The following is a 16,410-nucleotide window of genomic DNA, read 5'->3' as shown; positions in this document are numbered from 1 at the left end:
GCTGCACCGTCATGGCTCGATCCACGGATCGAAACCCCATCTGGGTGTTCGACCTGGACGACACCCTGCACCATGCCACGCCGCACATCTTCCCGCAGATTAATCGGGCGATGACGGCCTATATCGAGCGCCATCTGGCGCTCGATCATGCCGCAGCAACCGCGCTGCGCCAGCATTACTGGCAACGTTATGGCGCCACGCTACTCGGTCTGATTCGCCACCACGGGGTCGATCCGCATCACTTTCTGGATCAGACGCACAATTTCGACGATCTCGGCGCGCTGATCATCACCGCACCGGCGCTGGCGCAAACGCTCAAAGATCTGCCGGGCAGACGCATCATCTTTTCCAACGCGCCACGCCGCTACACCCATGACATCCTGCGTCTGACGGGCTTACTACCGCTGTTTAATGCCATTTATACCGTGGAATCCTTTGGCTTCCAGCCCAAGCCTCTGCGTAGCGGCTTTCTGAAGCTACTGCAAAAAGAAGGCGTCAAAGCTGGGCAATGCATCATGGTCGAAGACAGCCTGGCCAATCTGGTCATGGCCAAGCGCCTGGGCATGCATACCCTGTGGGTGACGCGCACGCTGCGCAACAGCCCGTGGGTGGACCACAAGCTGCGCAGCGTCACGGACTTACGTCATTGGGTGGCTTGGAGCCAGCGCGCGGCCTGTGGCGCAAAGTAAGTCAGAATCATATCGGCACCGGCACGCTTGAAAGCCAGCAGGCTTTCCAGCACAACCTTCTGCTCATCGAGCCAGCCGTTCTGCGCCGCCGCCTTGAGCATGGCGTATTCGCCACTCACCTGATACACGGCGGTCGGCCGCGCAAACTCGTCCTTGATCCGGCGCACGATATCCAGATAGGGCATGCCCGGTTTAATCATCACGATGTCCGCCCCTTCGGCCAGATCCAGCGCCACTTCATGCAGCGCTTCGTTGGTGTTGGCCGGGTCCATCTGATAGGTCATCTTGTTGCCCTTGCCCAGCTGGCCGGCCGAACCGACGGCATCACGGAACGGGCCGTAGAACGCTGACGCGTATTTGGCGCTATAGGCCATGATGCGGGTATTCACATGACCAGCCGCTTCCAGCGCGGCACGTATGCGACCGATACGCCCGTCCATCATGTCGGAAGGTGCCACCATATCGACACCGGCGCCAGCCTGCATCACGGCTTGCTGCACCAACATGTCGAGCGTGATGTCGTTAAGCACATAACCGTTATCGTCGATGATGCCATCCTGACCATGCGAGGTATAGGGATCGAGCGCCACATCGGTAATCACGGCCAGGTCGGGGAAACGCGCTTTAACGGCCTTGACCACGCGCGGCACCAGCCCTTCCGGATTGGCCGCTTCCCGGCCATCTAGCGTTTTGAGGGCAACATCAATGACCGGGAAGAGCGCAATCGCGGGAATCCCCAGCGCCACCACCTCCTCCAGGTGGGCCAGCAGGGTATCCGGCGAATAGCGATGCACGCCAGGCATGGAGCCGATGGCTTCCTCAACGCCCGTGCCTTCGCGCACGAACACGGGATAAATCAGATCATCCGCGGTCAGATGATGCTCCCGCACCAGGCGGCGCGTGGCGTCGTCTACCCGCACACGACGTGGGCGCACCCAGGGAAAACCGGCTTTATTCGTCATGATTTCTATCCACATCAATTGCCGCAACAGCCGCATCAGGCGCTGTGCCGGCATCATCAGAACTCATTGATTGAGCAATATTGTCGCACAGGCCCAGCCAGTGTTTCAGTACGGATGCCGCCTCGGCCACCCCGGTACGCTTGAGGCTGGAAAAGAGCTGCACACTGACCGGGCAACCTAGATCCGCTAAATCGGCCTTCACGCCGCGCAGCATTTTGGTCTGTTCCTGGCGGCTCAGCTTATCGGCTTTCGACAACAGCACGTGTACGGGCCGCCCTGTCGGCGCAAACCATTCCAGCATCTGCCAATCCATATCGGTCAGCGGACGGCGGCTATCCATGATCACCACCAGACCCTTGAGCTGCTCGCGAGTCTGCAGATAGGGCCCGAGAAGGGTATCCCACTGCTTGCGCACATCTTCAGGCACCTTGGCGAAACCGTAGCCGGGCAAATCGACAAAGTAACGATCCGGCGCCACCGAAAAATAGTTCAGATGCTGGGTACGGCCAGGCGTCTTGGAGACATAAGCCAGGCGTGTTTTACCGGCCAATGTGTTAATTGCCGATGATTTACCGGCGTTGGAACGGCCCACAAAAGCCACCTCGGCCACGGCATCGCCCGGCGTATCGCGCAGGCGGGCGACAGTCGTCAGAAACTCGGTACGCGGAAAGGGATGGTCATGCCCCGGATTTTTAGGGGCTACCGGGCCGGTTGCCGGCTGTTTAAGCACTTTCCCGGCAGGCGCACCCGATTTTTTGGGGGTCGCTTTGGCGGATGTTTTTGTGGAAGATTTTAAAGTTTGGGAATTAGACACAGGACGCCTCGTTCAGGTTGTATTAGAATAGCAGCCTTAATCAATTTATTCCCCTGTTGCTCGTTACGAGCCACTACCAATTCTCTTAGGAGTGTGGACATGATCCGTGTTGTCGCATTCGCCTTGACCGCTCTGGTCAGCGCCCTGGCTCTGGCTGCTGAGCCGGCCGCTCCCGCCGCCGCCAATGCCGCCGCTAACGTTGATGCTGCCGCTATTGCCACCAAAGTATGTGCTGCCTGTCACGGCGCCGACGGCAACAGCAGCATTCCGGCCAACCCGAATCTGGCTGGCCAACACGCTTCTTATCTGCTCAAGCAGCTCAACAACTTCAAGGGTTCGGCCGATGGCAAGCCGGCGCTGCGCCAGAACGCGGTGATGAATGGTATGGCCGCACCGCTCTCTGCTGATGAAATGAAGGCCCTGGCCCAGTACTTTTCGAAGCAGACGCTGAAGCCGGCGGTTGCCAAGGATGAAAAGCTGGCCACCGAAGGCCGCACCCTGTGGCGCGCCGGCGACATGAAGAAGGGCATTCCGGCCTGCTCCGGTTGCCATGGCGTGGCTGGCTCGGGCCTACCCGCTCAGTACCCGGCACTTGCCGGTCAGCATCCGGAATACATCGTTGCCCAGCTGCAACAGTTCCGCGATGGCGTCCGTGCCAACGATCCGGAAGGCATGATGCGTATGATCGCTGCCAAAATGACCGACAAGCAAATGGCTGCTGTGGCCGAATACGCTGCGGGTCTGCGTCAGTAATTCTCCAACGCTTTGCAAAAAGGCAGCCTGCAGGCTGCCTTTTTTATTGCCGATCGCCTTAATGCGCCCGCAATAACGCCAGCTCCACCTCATCGAACCCGGCGGCTCGTCTTGCGGCTTCATTCAGCGGCGGCCTTGGCCAAGGCGCCTCATAGGTGGTCATCAGGCGTTGATAGGTCGCCACCACGGGCAAGGCCTGCTGCGCGCATAACCGGCGAAACCACGCGTCGCCGAGCGCGACATGGCGGACTTCGTCACGCGCAATGACTGACAGCACCCGCAAAGTCGCTTTATCGCCAATGCCCTGAAACGCTCTGAAAATCGGCGGCATCGCATCCAGCCCGCGCGCTTCCATCAACCGGGGCACCAGTGCCATACGAGCGAGCACATCCGTCGCTGTCTGCTCTGCCAATTGCCAGAGCCCTGCATGCGCCGGTAAATCACCATAGCGGTACCCTAACGTAGCAAGACGGTCGTGGATCAGACTGAAATGGTAAGCCTCTTCAATGGCAACCCCTAACCAATCCCGCACAAAAACCGGCCCCAGATTACTAAAACGCCAGGCGGCATCCAGTGCCAGATTGATGGCGTTAAACTCGATGTGGGCAATGGCGTGCAGTAATGCCGCTCGCCCTGCCGGATCGACCGCTTTACGAAACGGCAGCGCTGCTGGTGACACACAGACTGGTTTTTCAGGGCGCCCAACCTGAGCGCAGTCGGGGGCGATACTTGTCGCCAACGACGCCCCATTCGACGCCAGGCTCAAGCCCAGATACGCCGGAATCAGGGCATCCACAGCGGCACACTTGGCGGCAGGGTCCGTGCAGCGCCAGGCGATTTCAATTGCCCGAAAAAGCCCCTCAGTCATCGGTGTACTCATCGACGCGGATGGGCCGGCCTCGGCATGAAATTCACGACGGCACGGCCATCCTCATGCTGCCTCGGCGCAGCCTTCCAGGCGTGGCCCTGCACCAGTTCAAAGGTCAACGTGTAACGTCCGTCACGATTGCGCGGCCAGTGATCAATCACACGAGACCAGAACTGGCGACCCGTCAAACCGTGCACGGCAACATGCGTGGCATCACACGACCCCGTTGCCTTCAACTCCTTAAGCGCCTGCCAGGGGTCGGCATAGGTCAGAGTCAGGGTTTCCATATCCATGACCGGATCTGAAAAACCACCATGTACGAGCATATCGCCCACATCGTGCATATCAACAAAGGGTTGCACGCGTCCTGCATCAGCCGCCGCCGCGGTCGCCTGCACGGCAACCCGTAATTCCTTCAGGGTATCCGGACCGAATAGGCTGAACATGAGCAGCCCACCCACACGCAGGACACGATTGAATTCCTGCATGGCACCCGGGAGATCATCCAGCCAGTGCAACGCGGCATTGGACCAGACCAGATCTACCTGCTGTGCCGCCAGCGGCAAGGCATTCAGATCACCGGCAACCCGCAGCGCTCTGGATGGACGCACCGGACTGAGCAAGCGCTGCAGGAAACCTGTCGCTGCCCGATCCGTTGCCGCCCCGGCATGCAGCATGCCCAGGCTATGATCCACGCCCAGCCAGAGGGCATCCGGGTAACGCTGGGCGAGCGTCAGGCGATCCGCGCCCAGACCGCAGCCGGCATCCAGAATGCATTGCGGCTCTAGCCGCACCATATCCAGGCGTTCCGACATCCGCCGGGCCATTTCCCGGTAGAGAAAGTCATTGCCGGGCAGCGCGGGTGCCACCCGGTCAAAGGCGTGTCTGATCCGGTTTTTGCGGAACCGGGCGGCAGACAAAGCAGGGGGAGCAGCCCCCATTGGCATCAGACGCCTTTCAGACCCAAGGTGGCGAACAGCATCTGATCGCGCGAGGTGTCAGGGTTGCCTGTTGTCAGCAGTTGTTCCCCGTAGAAAATGGAATTGGCACCAGCGAAGAAGCACAGTGCCTGCAACTCATCCGACATTTCCTGACGGCCGGCCGACAAACGCACCCAAGACGTCGGCATCGTAATGCGGGCAGCGGCAATCATGCGCACAAACTCGATACCATCGACGGGATCCACGCCCGCCATGGGCGTTCCGGGAATCGGCACCAGATTATTGATCGGCACCGAATCCGGCACCGGGTCTAGATTGGCCAACTGGGCAATGAGTGCCGCGCGATTCTTACGGTTCTCACCCATGCCAACGATGCCACCGGAACACACATGAATCCCTGCCTGGCGCACACGATCCAGCGTATCCAGCCGATCTTCATGCGTATGCGTGCTGATCACTTCGCTATAGTAGGCTGAGTCCGTATCCAGATTGTGGTTGTAATAGTCTAGCCCGGCAGTCGCCAGCTTTTCAGCCTGTCCCGGCTTCAGCATGCCGAGCGTGACGCAGGTTTCCAGGCCCAGGGATTTGACTTCCTGCACCATATCGACGACCTGATCGAGATCCTTGTCTTTCGGACCACGCCAGGCAGCGCCCATACAGAAGCGCGACGAACCGGCCGCTTTGGCCGCTCTGGCGGCAGTCATCACATCCTCTTTGGACATCAGCGCTTCACGGCCAACCTCTGTGTCGTACCGTGCCGACTGCGAACAGTAACCGCAGTCTTCGGAACAGCCACCCGTCTTGATCGACAATAGGGTCGAACGCTGTACGGCATTTTCGTCAAAGTGTTCGGCATGAACGGCATGCGCCTTGGCCAGCAGGCTCATGAAAGGCAGCTCGATCAGTTCGAGTACCGCGTCGGTGGACCAGCGGCCCGTACCTGAAGCGGCCGCTGTATTATGATTTTTTTGGCGCGGCGGTACAAAATTCAGGGGAATCGTCTCTGTTTGCTCAGTTTGCATAGGGGACCCCACACATGGAGGTTAATTGCTTTGTAAAGGCATAATTATGCCCGAAGCCTTTAATCCTCGCCTGACTAACCGACGCCACCCCATGAATGCCTTCGCGCCAGACCAGAATACCCAACCGCCCCGCGGCCTGTGGGAATGGCTGCGCTTAGCCGGCCGTCATCTGGCAAACACCGTACTGCCCCAGAATTGTGTGCTGTGCAGTCTGCCCAGCGGTAACGCTCCGGTCTGTCAGGCCTGTGCAGCCGGGCTTCCCCGGCTAACCGGTCAAACATGTCCGCGCTGCGCGCTCCCGCTCGAGCCTCGTGACACAGAGCGCGCTCACGCCCCAGTCCCCTCGAAATGCCCCGATTGCCAGCATCACCAACCACGTTTTGATACCGCCACGGCAGTCTGGTCTTATGCGTTTCCCATTGATAGCCTGATTCGTGATTTCAAATACGGACACCATCTGTACCTTGGTGCCTTCTTCGGCAACCATCTTGCGGCAACCCTGCAAGCCCGCTGGGAAGCAACGGGGGATGGCATACCGGATCTGATACTCCCTATGCCGCTGCATCCTAGCCGGCTCAAGGCACGCGGCTTCAACCAGGCAGCAGAAATTGCACGACACACAGCAAAAGCGCTCCGGCGCCCGTGGTCCGCGGCGCATCTGATGCGGATTCACGACACCCCATCCCAGGCCGGTCTGGGGCGGGAAGCCCGCTGGGCCAATTTACGGGGTGCCTTTGCTTGCACCCGCGCATTGAACGGTCAGCGCATTCTGCTGATCGACGATGTGCTGACCACCGGTGCCAGTCTGTCGGCCTGTGCCGACGCACTGCGTTACGCTGGCGCACGCCAGATTGATGTTGCCGTACTGGCCCGCACGCCCGAATCCTGAGACGCCTATCCCATGACACCACCAACTCGCCGCCCTGCCATCATCCTGGTCAACCCGGAAATCCCCCCCAACACGGGTAATCTGATTCGCGTGTCTGCCGCAACCGGCTTTGAGTTGCATCTGGTACGACCGCTCGGATTTGATGTGGATGATCGATCATTACGTCGCGCCGGTCTGGATTATCACGACCAGGCCTTTATGCACGTTCACAATGACTGGACGGCCTGCATGACGGCCCTGGCCGATGCCACCCACCCACGCCGCTTCTTCGCCATGACCACCAAAGGCAGTCGGCCGTACCATGAAGTCTGCTTTCGACCGGATGACGTCATCGTCATGGGCTGCGAAACCAAAGGCTTGCCGGCAGAATTACTGGCGACCTTTGACCAGAATCACCGGCTACGCATCCCGATGCGGCCAGGTATTCGCAGCCTGAACCTCGCCAACTCGGCATCCATCGTGGCCTTCGAAATCTGGCGGCAGAACGGCTTCTGCGGCGCGCAGTAGGACAAAGCCGGCTGAAGCCGCGGGGCACCGCCGCCTTCGGCGGTTCAATCACTCGGCGCGTTGGGCCCGGTTCATCAGCTGGCCGACGGCATCGCGTGCTTTGAGGTCGCCCCGAATCACGGCTGCCACGGCTTGGGCAATCGGCATGTCCACCTGCAATTCGGTAGCAAGCCGCGCCACTTCTCTGGCCGTACCCACGCCTTCGGCAACATGACCGAGCGACTCCAGGGTTTCTTCCAGCGTTTTGCCCGAACCCAGCGCCAGACCTACCTGACGATTGCGCGATAAATCCCCGGTGCAGGTCAAAATCAGATCGCCCAACCCGGCCAGACCCATCAAGGTTTCACGCTGACCACCGAGCCGTTCGCACAAACGACCAATCTCGGCCAGACCCCGGGTCATGAGCGCCGCACGGGCGTTATGCCCCAAGCCCAGGCCATCGGCAATGCCGGTCGCAATGGCCAGCACATTCTTTACCGCGCCACCGACTTCGACCCCCACCACATCGCCGGACGCATACAAGCGCAGGCTCGGTGTGTGCAGACTCTCGGCGAGTCGCTCGGCCAATGCCAGATCCGCAGAGCCCAGCGTCACTGCCGCTGGCAAGCCCTTGGCCACTTCCTGGGCAAAACTGGGGCCGGATAAGGCGGCGGCCGGTACACCCCCCAGAACATCGCGCACCACCTGATGCGGCAACAAGCCGGTCCGGGGTTCGAAACCTTTGCACACCCAGACCAGCGGGGGCAACGGCATCGCACCGTAGCGTGCTTTCAGCGCTTCGAGTGTCACGCGCAACCCAGCCACCGGGGTTGCCAGCACCAGCACATCGGCTCCCTGCACCTCTGCCAGATCGCCCGTAGCGCGTAACGCCAGCGGCAACGGAATATTAGGCAGGAAGCGATGATTGATGTGATCGGTATTGATATCCGCAACGACCTCGGGCTCACGCGCCCAGATCGTCACCTGATGGCGCTGCGCCCAGTTGGCGGCCAGCGCCGTACCCCAGGCACCCGCCGCCAGGACAGCCAGTTTCTGGCCGGTTAGCATCGTCTGACTCATGCGGAAACTCTCAATCACCGATGCGGAAAATTACTGCACCGTCGCCGGTGCTTCGACTTCACTCACCTCGTTGGCCGTGGCTTCTGCCGACTGTTGCGCCATGGCATCGAAATTGACTGGCTGCAACACTACCGGCGGAAAACCGGCACGGGTCGAAGCGTCAGAAACCGCTTCACGGGCATACGGGAAGAGCACATTCGGAATGGCTGAACCGAGGAACGGTTGCAGAGCTTCTTCCGGAATACCGGACACACGGAAAATACCGGCCTGCTGCACTTCAATCAGGAAATACACCTTGTTGTCGGCCTTGGCCGTCACGGTGACCTGCAGAATGCCTTCAAAAGCATCCGGGGCGAGCTGGTTGAAACCGGTCTTGAACTGCACGCCCACTTCCGGGGCCTGCTGCTGCAGAAATACTTCGGCACCCGCCGGTACTTCCAGCGACATATCGCGAACGTACAGTTTTTCGATTGCGAACATCGGTTGCGCCGGCACCTGGTCGGCAGCAGCAGATTGGTCGGTCATTTGTTCATTGTCAGCCATGGTTTACCCTTAAAAAAACAATCAAAACTACTTCAACAGCGGGTCAAGACCACCCGCACGGTCTAGTGCTGCCAAATCATCAAACCCGCCGATATGGGTATCGCCGATATAAATCTGTGGCACGGTGCGACGACCTGTGCGCACCATCATCGTCTCGCGCGCTTCTGGATTCAGGTCAACGCGGATTTTTTCAATCTCGGTCACCCCTTTGCTATTTAACAACTGTTCTGCACGCACGCAATACGGGCAGACGGCGGTGCTGTACATCAGAACCTTGGGCATGACGACTCCTTAAGCCTTGACCGGAGCTTTGCCCCGCTTTAGCGGCAAACCGGCCTTTTCCCAGGCCTGGATACCACCGTCAATCTGCGACACATCTTCAAAACCCGCCTTACTCAGAATCTGGCAACCGGCGGCCGAACGGCGACCCGCTGCGCATACGACCACCACGGGCTTCTTACGGTATTTTTCCAGTTTAGCCAGCTGGGATGGCAGCGTCTTGAGCGGAATAAACAGGCTACCCTGAATGTGTTCTACAGCGACTTCGTGCTCCTCCCGCACATCCACAAGGATGCCTCCCTCTTTGTCCTTCAGGGCAATAGCCACCTGCGGCGACACGCTTTTACCACCGGGATTGATGGTCTGGCGCACCAGTAGGGCGCCGGAGACCAGCGCAATCAGCAACAAACCGATATTGAGGGGCTGCAAGAAGAAATCCATGTTTTTTCCAGAAAATACAAAGTCAGGGGCTTGGCCGCTAGAGTCAGCGCCTCCGGCATTATAGAATAGCGGATTGATTCATTTATATCGGATGAACGGAAATCTCACCATGAAAAAAATTGTGCTGCTGCGCCACGGCGAATCCTCCTGGAACAAGGAAAACCGCTTCACGGGTTGGACCGACGTTGATCTGACCGAAAAAGGCATCGAAGAAGCCAAGCAGGCCGGCCGCCTGATGAAGGAAGCCGGCTTCGAATTCGACCAGGCCTTCTCGTCGGTACTCAAGCGCGCCATGCGCACTCTGTGGCTGGCGCTGGAAGAAATGGACCGCCTGTGGATTCCGATCCAGCGGAACTGGCGTCTCAACGAACGTCACTACGGCGCCCTGCAAGGGCTGAACAAGGCTGAAACCGCTGCCAAGTACGGCGACGACCAAGTACTGGTCTGGCGCCGCAGCTATGACACCCCGCCACCTGCGCTGGAATTTGATGATCCGCGTCACCCGCGTTTTGATGCCCGCTATGCCGAAAAATTCTCGGGTCTTGCTGAAAAAGAACTGCCGCTCACCGAGTGTCTGAAAGACACGGTGGCCCGCTTCGTCCCGTTCTGGGAAGACACCATTGCCCCGGCCGTCAAGTCGGGCAAGAGCGTCATCGTGGCGGCCCACGGCAACTCGATCCGTGCGCTGGTCAAATACCTCGATAACATTTCGGATGCCGACATCGTCGAACTCAATATTCCGACGGGCATCCCACTCGTCTACGAACTGGACGACGAGACACTGAAACCCATCCGCAGTTACTACCTGGGTGACCAGGATGCCGCCGCCGCTGCTGCCGCCGCCGTGGCCCAGCAAGCCGCAAAAAAATAACCACTGCATCGTACGCAAGGACGACAGGACCCTCATTATGCCGACCCCATTACCGCCAAACGATCACCCAACCCACAAAGCCCTATATGGCTGGGTACGAACGACGGGCGTTGGTGTGGCCGGCGTGGTGGCCGGTGTCCTGATTGCTCTTCAGCTCCCGGCATTTGCCGAGAAAGCTTCCGCACCGGCGTCAACCACTCAAAGCCAGACCACCGGCCTGCCGATCCAGGACCTGCGGACCTTCGCCGAAGTTTTCAACGCCATCAAACAGGGCTATGTTGAGCCGGTCGAAGACAAGAAACTGATCAACAATGCCATCTCGGGCATGGTGTCCAACCTGGATCCGCACTCGACCTATCTGGACGCGGAGGCGTTCAAGGAACTGCAGGTCGGTACCCACGGCGAGTTTGGCGGGCTGGGCATCGAAGTGGGCATGGAAGATGGCTTCGTCAAAGTCATCGCGCCGATCGAAGATACGCCAGCCGCACGTGCCGGGCTGAAAACCGGTGACCTCATCGTCAAAATCGATGACACCGCGGTCAAAGGGCTGACACTGAACGAAGCCGTCAAGAAGCTGCGCGGCAAACCGAAGACTCAGGTCACGCTGACCATTGCCCGCAAAGGCATGAACAAGCCACTGATCGTCACCCTCACCCGTGAAGTGATCAAGGTGCAGTCGGTCAAGTTCAAAATGATCGAGCCGGGTTACGGCTACATCCGCATTACCCAGTTCCAGGAAAACACCACAGCCGCGCTCGCCAACGCCGTGAACCAGCTCTACAAGAACGGACCGCTCAAGGGCCTGATTCTGGATCTGCGCAACGATCCGGGCGGCTTGCTCAACGGTGCCGTGGGTGTATCGGCCGTGTTCCTGCCGCCGAACGAACTGGTGGTTTCGACGGATGGCCGAGCACCAGATGCCAAGAACAAGCTCTACGCCAAGCCCGAGGATTACCAGACGGGCCGCGACGATGAACTACGCAATCTACCGGCCGGCATCAAAACCGTGCCGCTCATCGTGCTGGTCAATGGCGGCTCGGCCTCCGCTTCGGAAATCGTGGCTGGTGCCCTGCAGGACTACAAACGCGCCACCATCCTGGGTACACAAACCTTCGGCAAGGGGTCGGTACAGACTGTATTGCCGCTACCAGGCAACACCGCCATCAAACTGACCACGGCGCGTTACTTCACACCGAAGGGTCGATCGATCCAGGCCAAGGGCATCGAGCCGGATATCGAAGTCGAAGAAACACCGGGCAGCAAAAAGAACGGCCTGCGTGAGGCGGACCTCGGTGGTCACCTGGTGAACAATCAGGAGAAGGATAAAGAAACTGCCGAGCGCAAGAGCGATAAGACCAACGGCAAAACGAACGGCAAGGATAAGGACAACAAGGACGACGAGTTCTCGGGTCTGGCCATTGCCGACTACACCACCGCCAAGGATCGCCAGTTTGTCGAAGCCATCAAACGTCTCGGTGGCAAACCGCCGGCACCGGTGAGTAAAGACACCAAGTCAGCGGCAGAGAACGTCCCCGCGACCGACAACACGGCAAAACCTGCTCAGTAACGCGTCCCATGGATGACCAGCAGCTGCTGCGCTATAGCCGGCACATTCTGGTTGATGAAATCGGCATCGAAGGCCAGGAAAAACTCCTGGCCAGCCATGCGCTGATCATTGGCGCGGGTGGCCTGGGCTCCCCGGCGGCTATCTATCTGGCCAGCGCCGGCATCGGCACATTAAGCATCGCCGATGGCGATACCGTTGACCTCAGCAACCTGCAACGGCAGATTCTGCATACCGACGCCCGTATTGGCCAGCCCAAAGCGCAGAGCGCCAAAGAAGCTCTGCATCAGGTCAACGCGGCCTGCCGCGTCATCGTCCTGCCCCGACTCGAAGGGACTGCACTGCTGGAGAGGGTTATCGCAGCCGATATCGTGCTGGATTGCAGCGACAACTTCGCCACGCGCTATGCGCTGAATCGCGCCTGCCTGGCCACCAAAACACCGCTTGTTTCAGGTGCCGCGATCAAACTCACCGGACAACTGTTTGTGATGGATCCGCGGCAGGCTGAAGCCCCCTGCTACGCTTGTCTCTACCCGGAAGACACTGCCGACGACGATCTACGTTGTGCCACCACCGGCATTCTGGCGCCTGTCACCGGTGTTGTCGGCTGCATGCAAGCCGTTGAGGCCATCAAGTTGCTCGCTGGCTTTGGATACCCGGCTACAGGGCTGCTGCAACGATACGATGCCTTATCTGGCATCTGGTCTTCGGCTCGCGTGCAACCGGACCCTGCATGTCCTGCCTGTAAAGCCTGATAGGTATCACAGATGATGGCATCGTCTTCTGATCTTTACATTTTCATCGCCGCGCTGGTGGCCGTCTACCTGCTGCCCGGCCCCGATATGGCGCTCATTTTATCTACCTCTGCTTTTGGAGGTCGATATAACGGACTCATGGTGGCTGTTGGTCTCGCGATGTCGCGCGCACTTCACGTAACGCTGGCAGCCCTGGGTTTGGCTGCCCTGTTCATCGCACATCCCCTGCTGTTTGATGCCGTCCGGTGGGTGGGTGCTGCCTATCTATGCTGGCTTGCCTGGCGACTTCTACGCACGCCAAAAGCAAACAGTACAACCCTATTGGCCCATCACCAGATAGGTATTCGTGCCCTGAGGCAAGGATTCCTGACCAACCTTTTAAATCCCAAAGCATTAATGTTTTGCGCGCTCCTGCTGCCGCAATTCATTACACCAACGGGCAACCTGTTCGAGCAATATCTATTATTCGGCACTATTCTCGTTACCGTGGGCGCCATCTTCGATGTGTTTTACGTGCTTGCCTCATCTGAGATTGCTCATCATTTTTCGGGCTCACACACCGGCCAAAAGATTGCGCGAGTTCTTTTTGCTACTGCATTTGGGATCGCCGCAATTCGTTTGGCGGTTAGCGCTCGTTAGTCTGTTAATCAAACAAATAGCTCGTGCTACGCCCGCTAGCCTCTGATTGTTTCAGCAAACGTTTCTCGACCAAATCTTTGATGTCTCTATGCGCAGTATCTTGAGAGCATTTCGCAATCGCTGCCCATTTGCTCGTTGTTAGCTTGCCCTCGAATCCATCTAACATTCGGTTGAGTAATTTGATCTGTCGTTCGTTCATGGGCGTGGAAGCCCAACGCTTCCAAAAGCTGGCTTTATTGAGCACAGCCGAAAGGGTTTCGTCTGAGCCCTGTACAGCACGCAGCAAGCATTCCAAAAACCAGACCAGCCAAGCGGTAACATCTAAGTCACCTTTCTGCGCACGTTCAAGCTGTGCGTAATAGTCTTTGCGCTCACGCTGAATCTGTGCCGACACACTATAAAAACGATGTGTTGATTTCTCTGCATGAGCCAAGGCCATGTCGCCCACAGCGCGCGCAATGCGGCCGTTACCATCATCAAACGGGTGGATGGTGACAAACCAGAGATGTGCCAAACCGGCTTTGATGAGTAGGTCGTCTTGCTGATCGACATTGAACCAAAGCAAAAAGTCATTTACCTCGGCATTGAGGAGCTGTGCAGGTGGCGCTTCAAAATGCACCTTAGGGCGATGCATGGGGCCGGAGACCACTTGCATGGGACCGTGCGCATCATCCCGCCATGCGCCGATACGGATTTTGCGCAGCCCACTTTGTCCAGCGGGAAACATGCCGCTATGCCAGGCGAAGAGCCGTTGCACCGTTAGCGGCGCTTCATGATTACCCGTGGCATCCAAGACCATATCAACGACACCATCAACATGTCGATCTGCTGGCGCTAGTGCGCCGATATCAACCCCGAGTCGTCGTGCGATGGATGAACGCACCGATTCTGGATTGAGGCTTTCTCCTTCGATTTCACTAGTTTTTAATACGTCTTCGGTGAGTACGCGCAGGTTGGCCTGACCCTGTTGATCCAACCCTAGATCCTGAAGCCGACCTTGCAGGCGGCCTTGTGCCTGGTGCACTTGAGCAAGCAACGGCATTAAGCGCTTGGCGTCATAGCGCCAATGCGGCCAATCCGGCTGTTGCCAAACGTAACGATAATCTCCGCTATTCATGCGGAGATTATCGAGCTTATTCTCCGCAGCGTCAACTAAAACAACAGCTTAGTTAATCGAGCGGTCTTGCAATGATGCGGAGATTAGAACCTATCATGCGCACATCCTGGAATTTGAGCACCCGTTTCTGATCCAATCTACTCAGATTCAGATCATCGAACCAACCGCGGGCGTCGCTCCCAAGAATGCTGGGTGCCATATAAACCACTAACTCATCAACGAGCCCAGCTTTGAGGAATACACCACTCAGGCGTGGACCTGCCTCAACGTGGACTTCATTAACACCACGCTGCGCCAGAAACTCCAGCAGGGCTTTCAAATCGACACGGCCGTTGGCATCAGGAAGGCAAACCACCTCTGCGCCTGCCGCTTGCAAGGCCGCCGTTTTTTCGGGATTAGTTTCTGCGGTAGCGACCAAACAGCCGCCCTGCAGAATTTTTGCCGTGATGGGCGTACGCAGGTGACTATCGACCACTACGCGCAACGCTGATGCCAGCGGCAGTACCTGCCCGGCTTGGCTGATTGGTGCCTGCACATCTCGCACGGTGAGCAACGGGTCATCGGCGATCAGTGTGCCAACACCCGTGATGATGGCCTGTGCCCGGGCGCGATAACGATGCCCATCTATCCGGGCCTCCGGGCTCGTAATCCACTGACTCTGGCCATTGGCCAACGCACTGCGGCCATCCAGGCTGCCGGCCATCTTGAGTCGCACCCATGGCAAATGCTGGCGCATACGTTTTATGAACCCGACGTTCAAGGCTTCTGCTTCAGCGGCCACTAGCGGTGCAGCAACCGCAATGCCCACCGCTTGCAATAACGCAAAGCCCTTACCTGCCACTAAAGGGTTCGGATCCTCCATCGCCGCAACCACGCGGCTGACTCCGGCTTTAATCAAGGCCTCGGCACAGGGCGGGGTTTTACCCTGATGCGAGCAAGGCTCTAGCGTCACATACGCTGTTGCACCCTGCGTGCTGTGTCCACGCGCAGCGGCGTCACGTAACGCCATCACTTCGGCGTGGCCTTCACCCGCGCGTTCGTGCCAACCCTCACCAATAAGCTGACTATCTTTGACCAGCACACAACCCACCCGTGGGTTAACCCCCGTGGTGTAAAGCCCGTTGGCCGCTAGCTGCAATGCACGTGCCATCCAGGCCGCATCAGCGGCCATCGGGGTTTGAATCGTGGTGTCGGGCAATTCTGAGAACCCGTATCGTGAATACGCGGTCAGGCGACCGGCGAGATCTCGCGAATCACTTCGGAGAATTCATCAATATCGGTGAAGTTGCGATAGACCGATGCAAATCGCACGTAAGCCACCTTGTCGATCTTTTTAAGTTCGCGCATCACCAGCTCACCGACCTGTTGCGAGGTGACTTCGCGCTCGCCCAGGGCGAGGAGTTTTTCTTCGATACGTGAAATGGCAGCATCAATCGCTTCCGCAGTTACCGGACGCTTACGCAGCGCCAGTTGCAGTGATGCGGCCAACTTATCATGGCTAAACTCGGTACGCGATCCGTTACGCTTTACGATAAACGGAAACTGGATCTCTGCCTGCTCATGCGTGGTAAAACGTTTCTCGCACTGACCACAACGCCGACGACGGCGGACGATGTGACCCTCTTCCGACTCGCGCGTTTCTACGACGGTAGTACCGGCCGCGCTACAGAATGGGCACTTCATCGCGCCGCGTCCTA

At 58.4% G+C, this 16,410-nt stretch carries 20 protein-coding genes; 8 read left to right on the top strand and 12 right to left on the bottom strand.

Translation table 11 applies throughout. The features are described from left to right. The first annotated feature begins 11 nt into the window (after positions 1-11). On the top strand, positions 12-689 hold the full coding sequence (locus AC3GOJ_RS05575; RefSeq protein ID WP_488236477.1) for a pyrimidine 5'-nucleotidase: 678 nt from the start codon (positions 12-14) through the stop codon (positions 687-689). Here the strand turns inward: AC3GOJ_RS05575 and hemB are convergent. Together hemB and yihA are read right to left on the bottom strand one after the other, a co-directional pair. Continuing rightward, positions 644-1,651, bottom strand: coding sequence for a porphobilinogen synthase (hemB, locus tag AC3GOJ_RS05570; RefSeq protein WP_488236476.1), 1,008 nt, complete (start codon positions 1,649-1,651; stop codon positions 644-646). The two genes, AC3GOJ_RS05575 and hemB, sit on opposite strands and share 46 nt — an antisense overlap. Next, positions 1,641-2,381: a ribosome biogenesis GTP-binding protein YihA/YsxC gene (gene yihA, locus AC3GOJ_RS05565; RefSeq protein WP_488236507.1), complete on the bottom strand. Its 741-nt coding sequence runs from the start codon at positions 2,379-2,381 to the stop codon at positions 1,641-1,643. The genes hemB and yihA overlap by 11 nt, the downstream gene beginning before the upstream one ends. Positions 2,382-2,564: 183 nt before the next feature. Between yihA and AC3GOJ_RS05560 the strand changes: the two genes are divergently transcribed. After that, the gene (locus AC3GOJ_RS05560; RefSeq protein WP_488236475.1) at positions 2,565-3,218 is read left to right on the top strand and encodes a c-type cytochrome; all 654 of its coding nucleotides are present in this window, start codon (positions 2,565-2,567) and stop codon (positions 3,216-3,218) included. A gap of 58 nt (positions 3,219-3,276) precedes the next feature. On the opposite strand, the gene AC3GOJ_RS05555 is transcribed toward AC3GOJ_RS05560, so the two are convergent. The 3 genes from AC3GOJ_RS05555 to bioB are packed head-to-tail and all read right to left on the bottom strand — an operon-like array spanning position 3,277 to position 6,049. Then, positions 3,277-4,086, bottom strand: a complete 810-nt coding sequence (locus AC3GOJ_RS05555) for a ferritin-like domain-containing protein (RefSeq protein ID WP_488236474.1) — start codon at positions 4,084-4,086, stop codon at positions 3,277-3,279. An 8-nt stretch (positions 4,087-4,094) separates the two neighbouring features. After that, positions 4,095-5,027 (bottom strand): methyltransferase domain-containing protein, encoded by a 933-nt coding sequence (locus tag AC3GOJ_RS05550; RefSeq protein ID WP_488236473.1) that lies wholly within the window; start codon positions 5,025-5,027, stop codon positions 4,095-4,097. 5 nt (positions 5,028-5,032) lie between these two features. Further along, positions 5,033-6,049: a biotin synthase BioB gene (gene bioB / locus AC3GOJ_RS05545; RefSeq protein ID WP_488236472.1), complete on the bottom strand. Its 1,017-nt coding sequence runs from the start codon at positions 6,047-6,049 to the stop codon at positions 5,033-5,035. Positions 6,050-6,095: 46 nt separating this feature from the next. On the opposite strand from bioB, the gene AC3GOJ_RS05540 reads away from it, so the two are divergent. Then, positions 6,096-6,938 (top strand): double zinc ribbon domain-containing protein, encoded by an 843-nt coding sequence (locus tag AC3GOJ_RS05540; RefSeq protein ID WP_488236471.1) that lies wholly within the window; start codon positions 6,096-6,098, stop codon positions 6,936-6,938. A gap of 12 nt (positions 6,939-6,950) precedes the next feature. Beyond that, positions 6,951-7,445 (top strand): tRNA (cytidine(34)-2'-O)-methyltransferase, encoded by a 495-nt coding sequence (locus AC3GOJ_RS05535; RefSeq protein WP_488236470.1) that lies wholly within the window; start codon positions 6,951-6,953, stop codon positions 7,443-7,445. Positions 7,446-7,493: 48 nt separating this feature from the next. Here AC3GOJ_RS05535 and AC3GOJ_RS05530 read toward each other — a convergent pair whose 3' ends face one another. From AC3GOJ_RS05530 to AC3GOJ_RS05515, 4 genes are read right to left on the bottom strand one after another with little or no spacing between them, the layout of a single operon-like run. Then, the gene (locus AC3GOJ_RS05530; protein WP_488236469.1) at positions 7,494-8,504 is read right to left on the bottom strand and encodes an NAD(P)H-dependent glycerol-3-phosphate dehydrogenase; all 1,011 of its coding nucleotides are present in this window, start codon (positions 8,502-8,504) and stop codon (positions 7,494-7,496) included. Positions 8,505-8,534: 30 nt separating this feature from the next. Beyond that, a complete protein-coding gene (gene secB, locus AC3GOJ_RS05525) occupies positions 8,535-9,047 on the bottom strand; it encodes a protein-export chaperone SecB (RefSeq protein WP_488236468.1) in 513 nt (170 codons plus the stop codon). A 27-nt stretch (positions 9,048-9,074) separates the two neighbouring features. Continuing rightward, positions 9,075-9,329 (bottom strand): glutaredoxin 3, encoded by a 255-nt coding sequence (gene grxC, locus AC3GOJ_RS05520; protein WP_488236467.1) that lies wholly within the window; start codon positions 9,327-9,329, stop codon positions 9,075-9,077. 9 nt (positions 9,330-9,338) lie between these two features. After that, on the bottom strand, positions 9,339-9,767 hold the full coding sequence (locus AC3GOJ_RS05515) for a rhodanese-like domain-containing protein (protein WP_488236466.1): 429 nt from the start codon (positions 9,765-9,767) through the stop codon (positions 9,339-9,341). A 109-nt stretch (positions 9,768-9,876) separates the two neighbouring features. Between AC3GOJ_RS05515 and gpmA the strand changes: the two genes are divergently transcribed. The 4 genes from gpmA to AC3GOJ_RS05495 are packed head-to-tail and all read left to right on the top strand — an operon-like array spanning position 9,877 to position 13,596. Then, on the top strand, positions 9,877-10,638 hold the full coding sequence (gene gpmA / locus AC3GOJ_RS05510) for a 2,3-diphosphoglycerate-dependent phosphoglycerate mutase (protein WP_488236465.1): 762 nt from the start codon (positions 9,877-9,879) through the stop codon (positions 10,636-10,638). 37 nt (positions 10,639-10,675) lie between these two features. Then, positions 10,676-12,205, top strand: a complete 1,530-nt coding sequence (locus AC3GOJ_RS05505) for a S41 family peptidase (RefSeq protein ID WP_488236464.1) — start codon at positions 10,676-10,678, stop codon at positions 12,203-12,205. An 8-nt stretch (positions 12,206-12,213) separates the two neighbouring features. Continuing rightward, positions 12,214-12,957 carry a HesA/MoeB/ThiF family protein gene (locus AC3GOJ_RS05500; RefSeq protein WP_488236463.1) on the top strand — a complete coding sequence of 248 codons (744 nt, stop codon included), beginning with the start codon at positions 12,214-12,216 and terminating at the stop codon, positions 12,955-12,957. Positions 12,958-12,969: 12 nt separating this feature from the next. Continuing rightward, on the top strand, positions 12,970-13,596 hold the full coding sequence (locus tag AC3GOJ_RS05495) for a LysE family translocator (protein WP_488236462.1): 627 nt from the start codon (positions 12,970-12,972) through the stop codon (positions 13,594-13,596). A gap of 4 nt (positions 13,597-13,600) precedes the next feature. Here AC3GOJ_RS05495 and AC3GOJ_RS05490 read toward each other — a convergent pair whose 3' ends face one another. The 3 genes from AC3GOJ_RS05490 to nrdR are packed head-to-tail and all read right to left on the bottom strand — an operon-like array spanning position 13,601 to position 16,396. Next, complete coding sequence (locus tag AC3GOJ_RS05490) at positions 13,601-14,713, bottom strand: Fic family protein (RefSeq protein WP_488236461.1); 1,113 nt, start codon at positions 14,711-14,713, stop codon at positions 13,601-13,603. A 52-nt stretch (positions 14,714-14,765) separates the two neighbouring features. Then, on the bottom strand, positions 14,766-15,884 hold the full coding sequence (gene ribD, locus AC3GOJ_RS05485; RefSeq protein ID WP_488236506.1) for a bifunctional diaminohydroxyphosphoribosylaminopyrimidine deaminase/5-amino-6-(5-phosphoribosylamino)uracil reductase RibD: 1,119 nt from the start codon (positions 15,882-15,884) through the stop codon (positions 14,766-14,768). Positions 15,885-15,940: 56 nt separating this feature from the next. Next, the gene (gene nrdR, locus AC3GOJ_RS05480; protein ID WP_488236460.1) at positions 15,941-16,396 is read right to left on the bottom strand and encodes a transcriptional regulator NrdR; all 456 of its coding nucleotides are present in this window, start codon (positions 16,394-16,396) and stop codon (positions 15,941-15,943) included. Positions 16,397-16,410 lie beyond the last annotated feature (14 nt).

Source organism: Fluviibacter sp. (assembly GCF_057744235.1).
The sequence above is the reverse complement of the archived record's forward strand: the minus strand, read 5'-3'. Positions and strand labels throughout refer to the sequence as shown.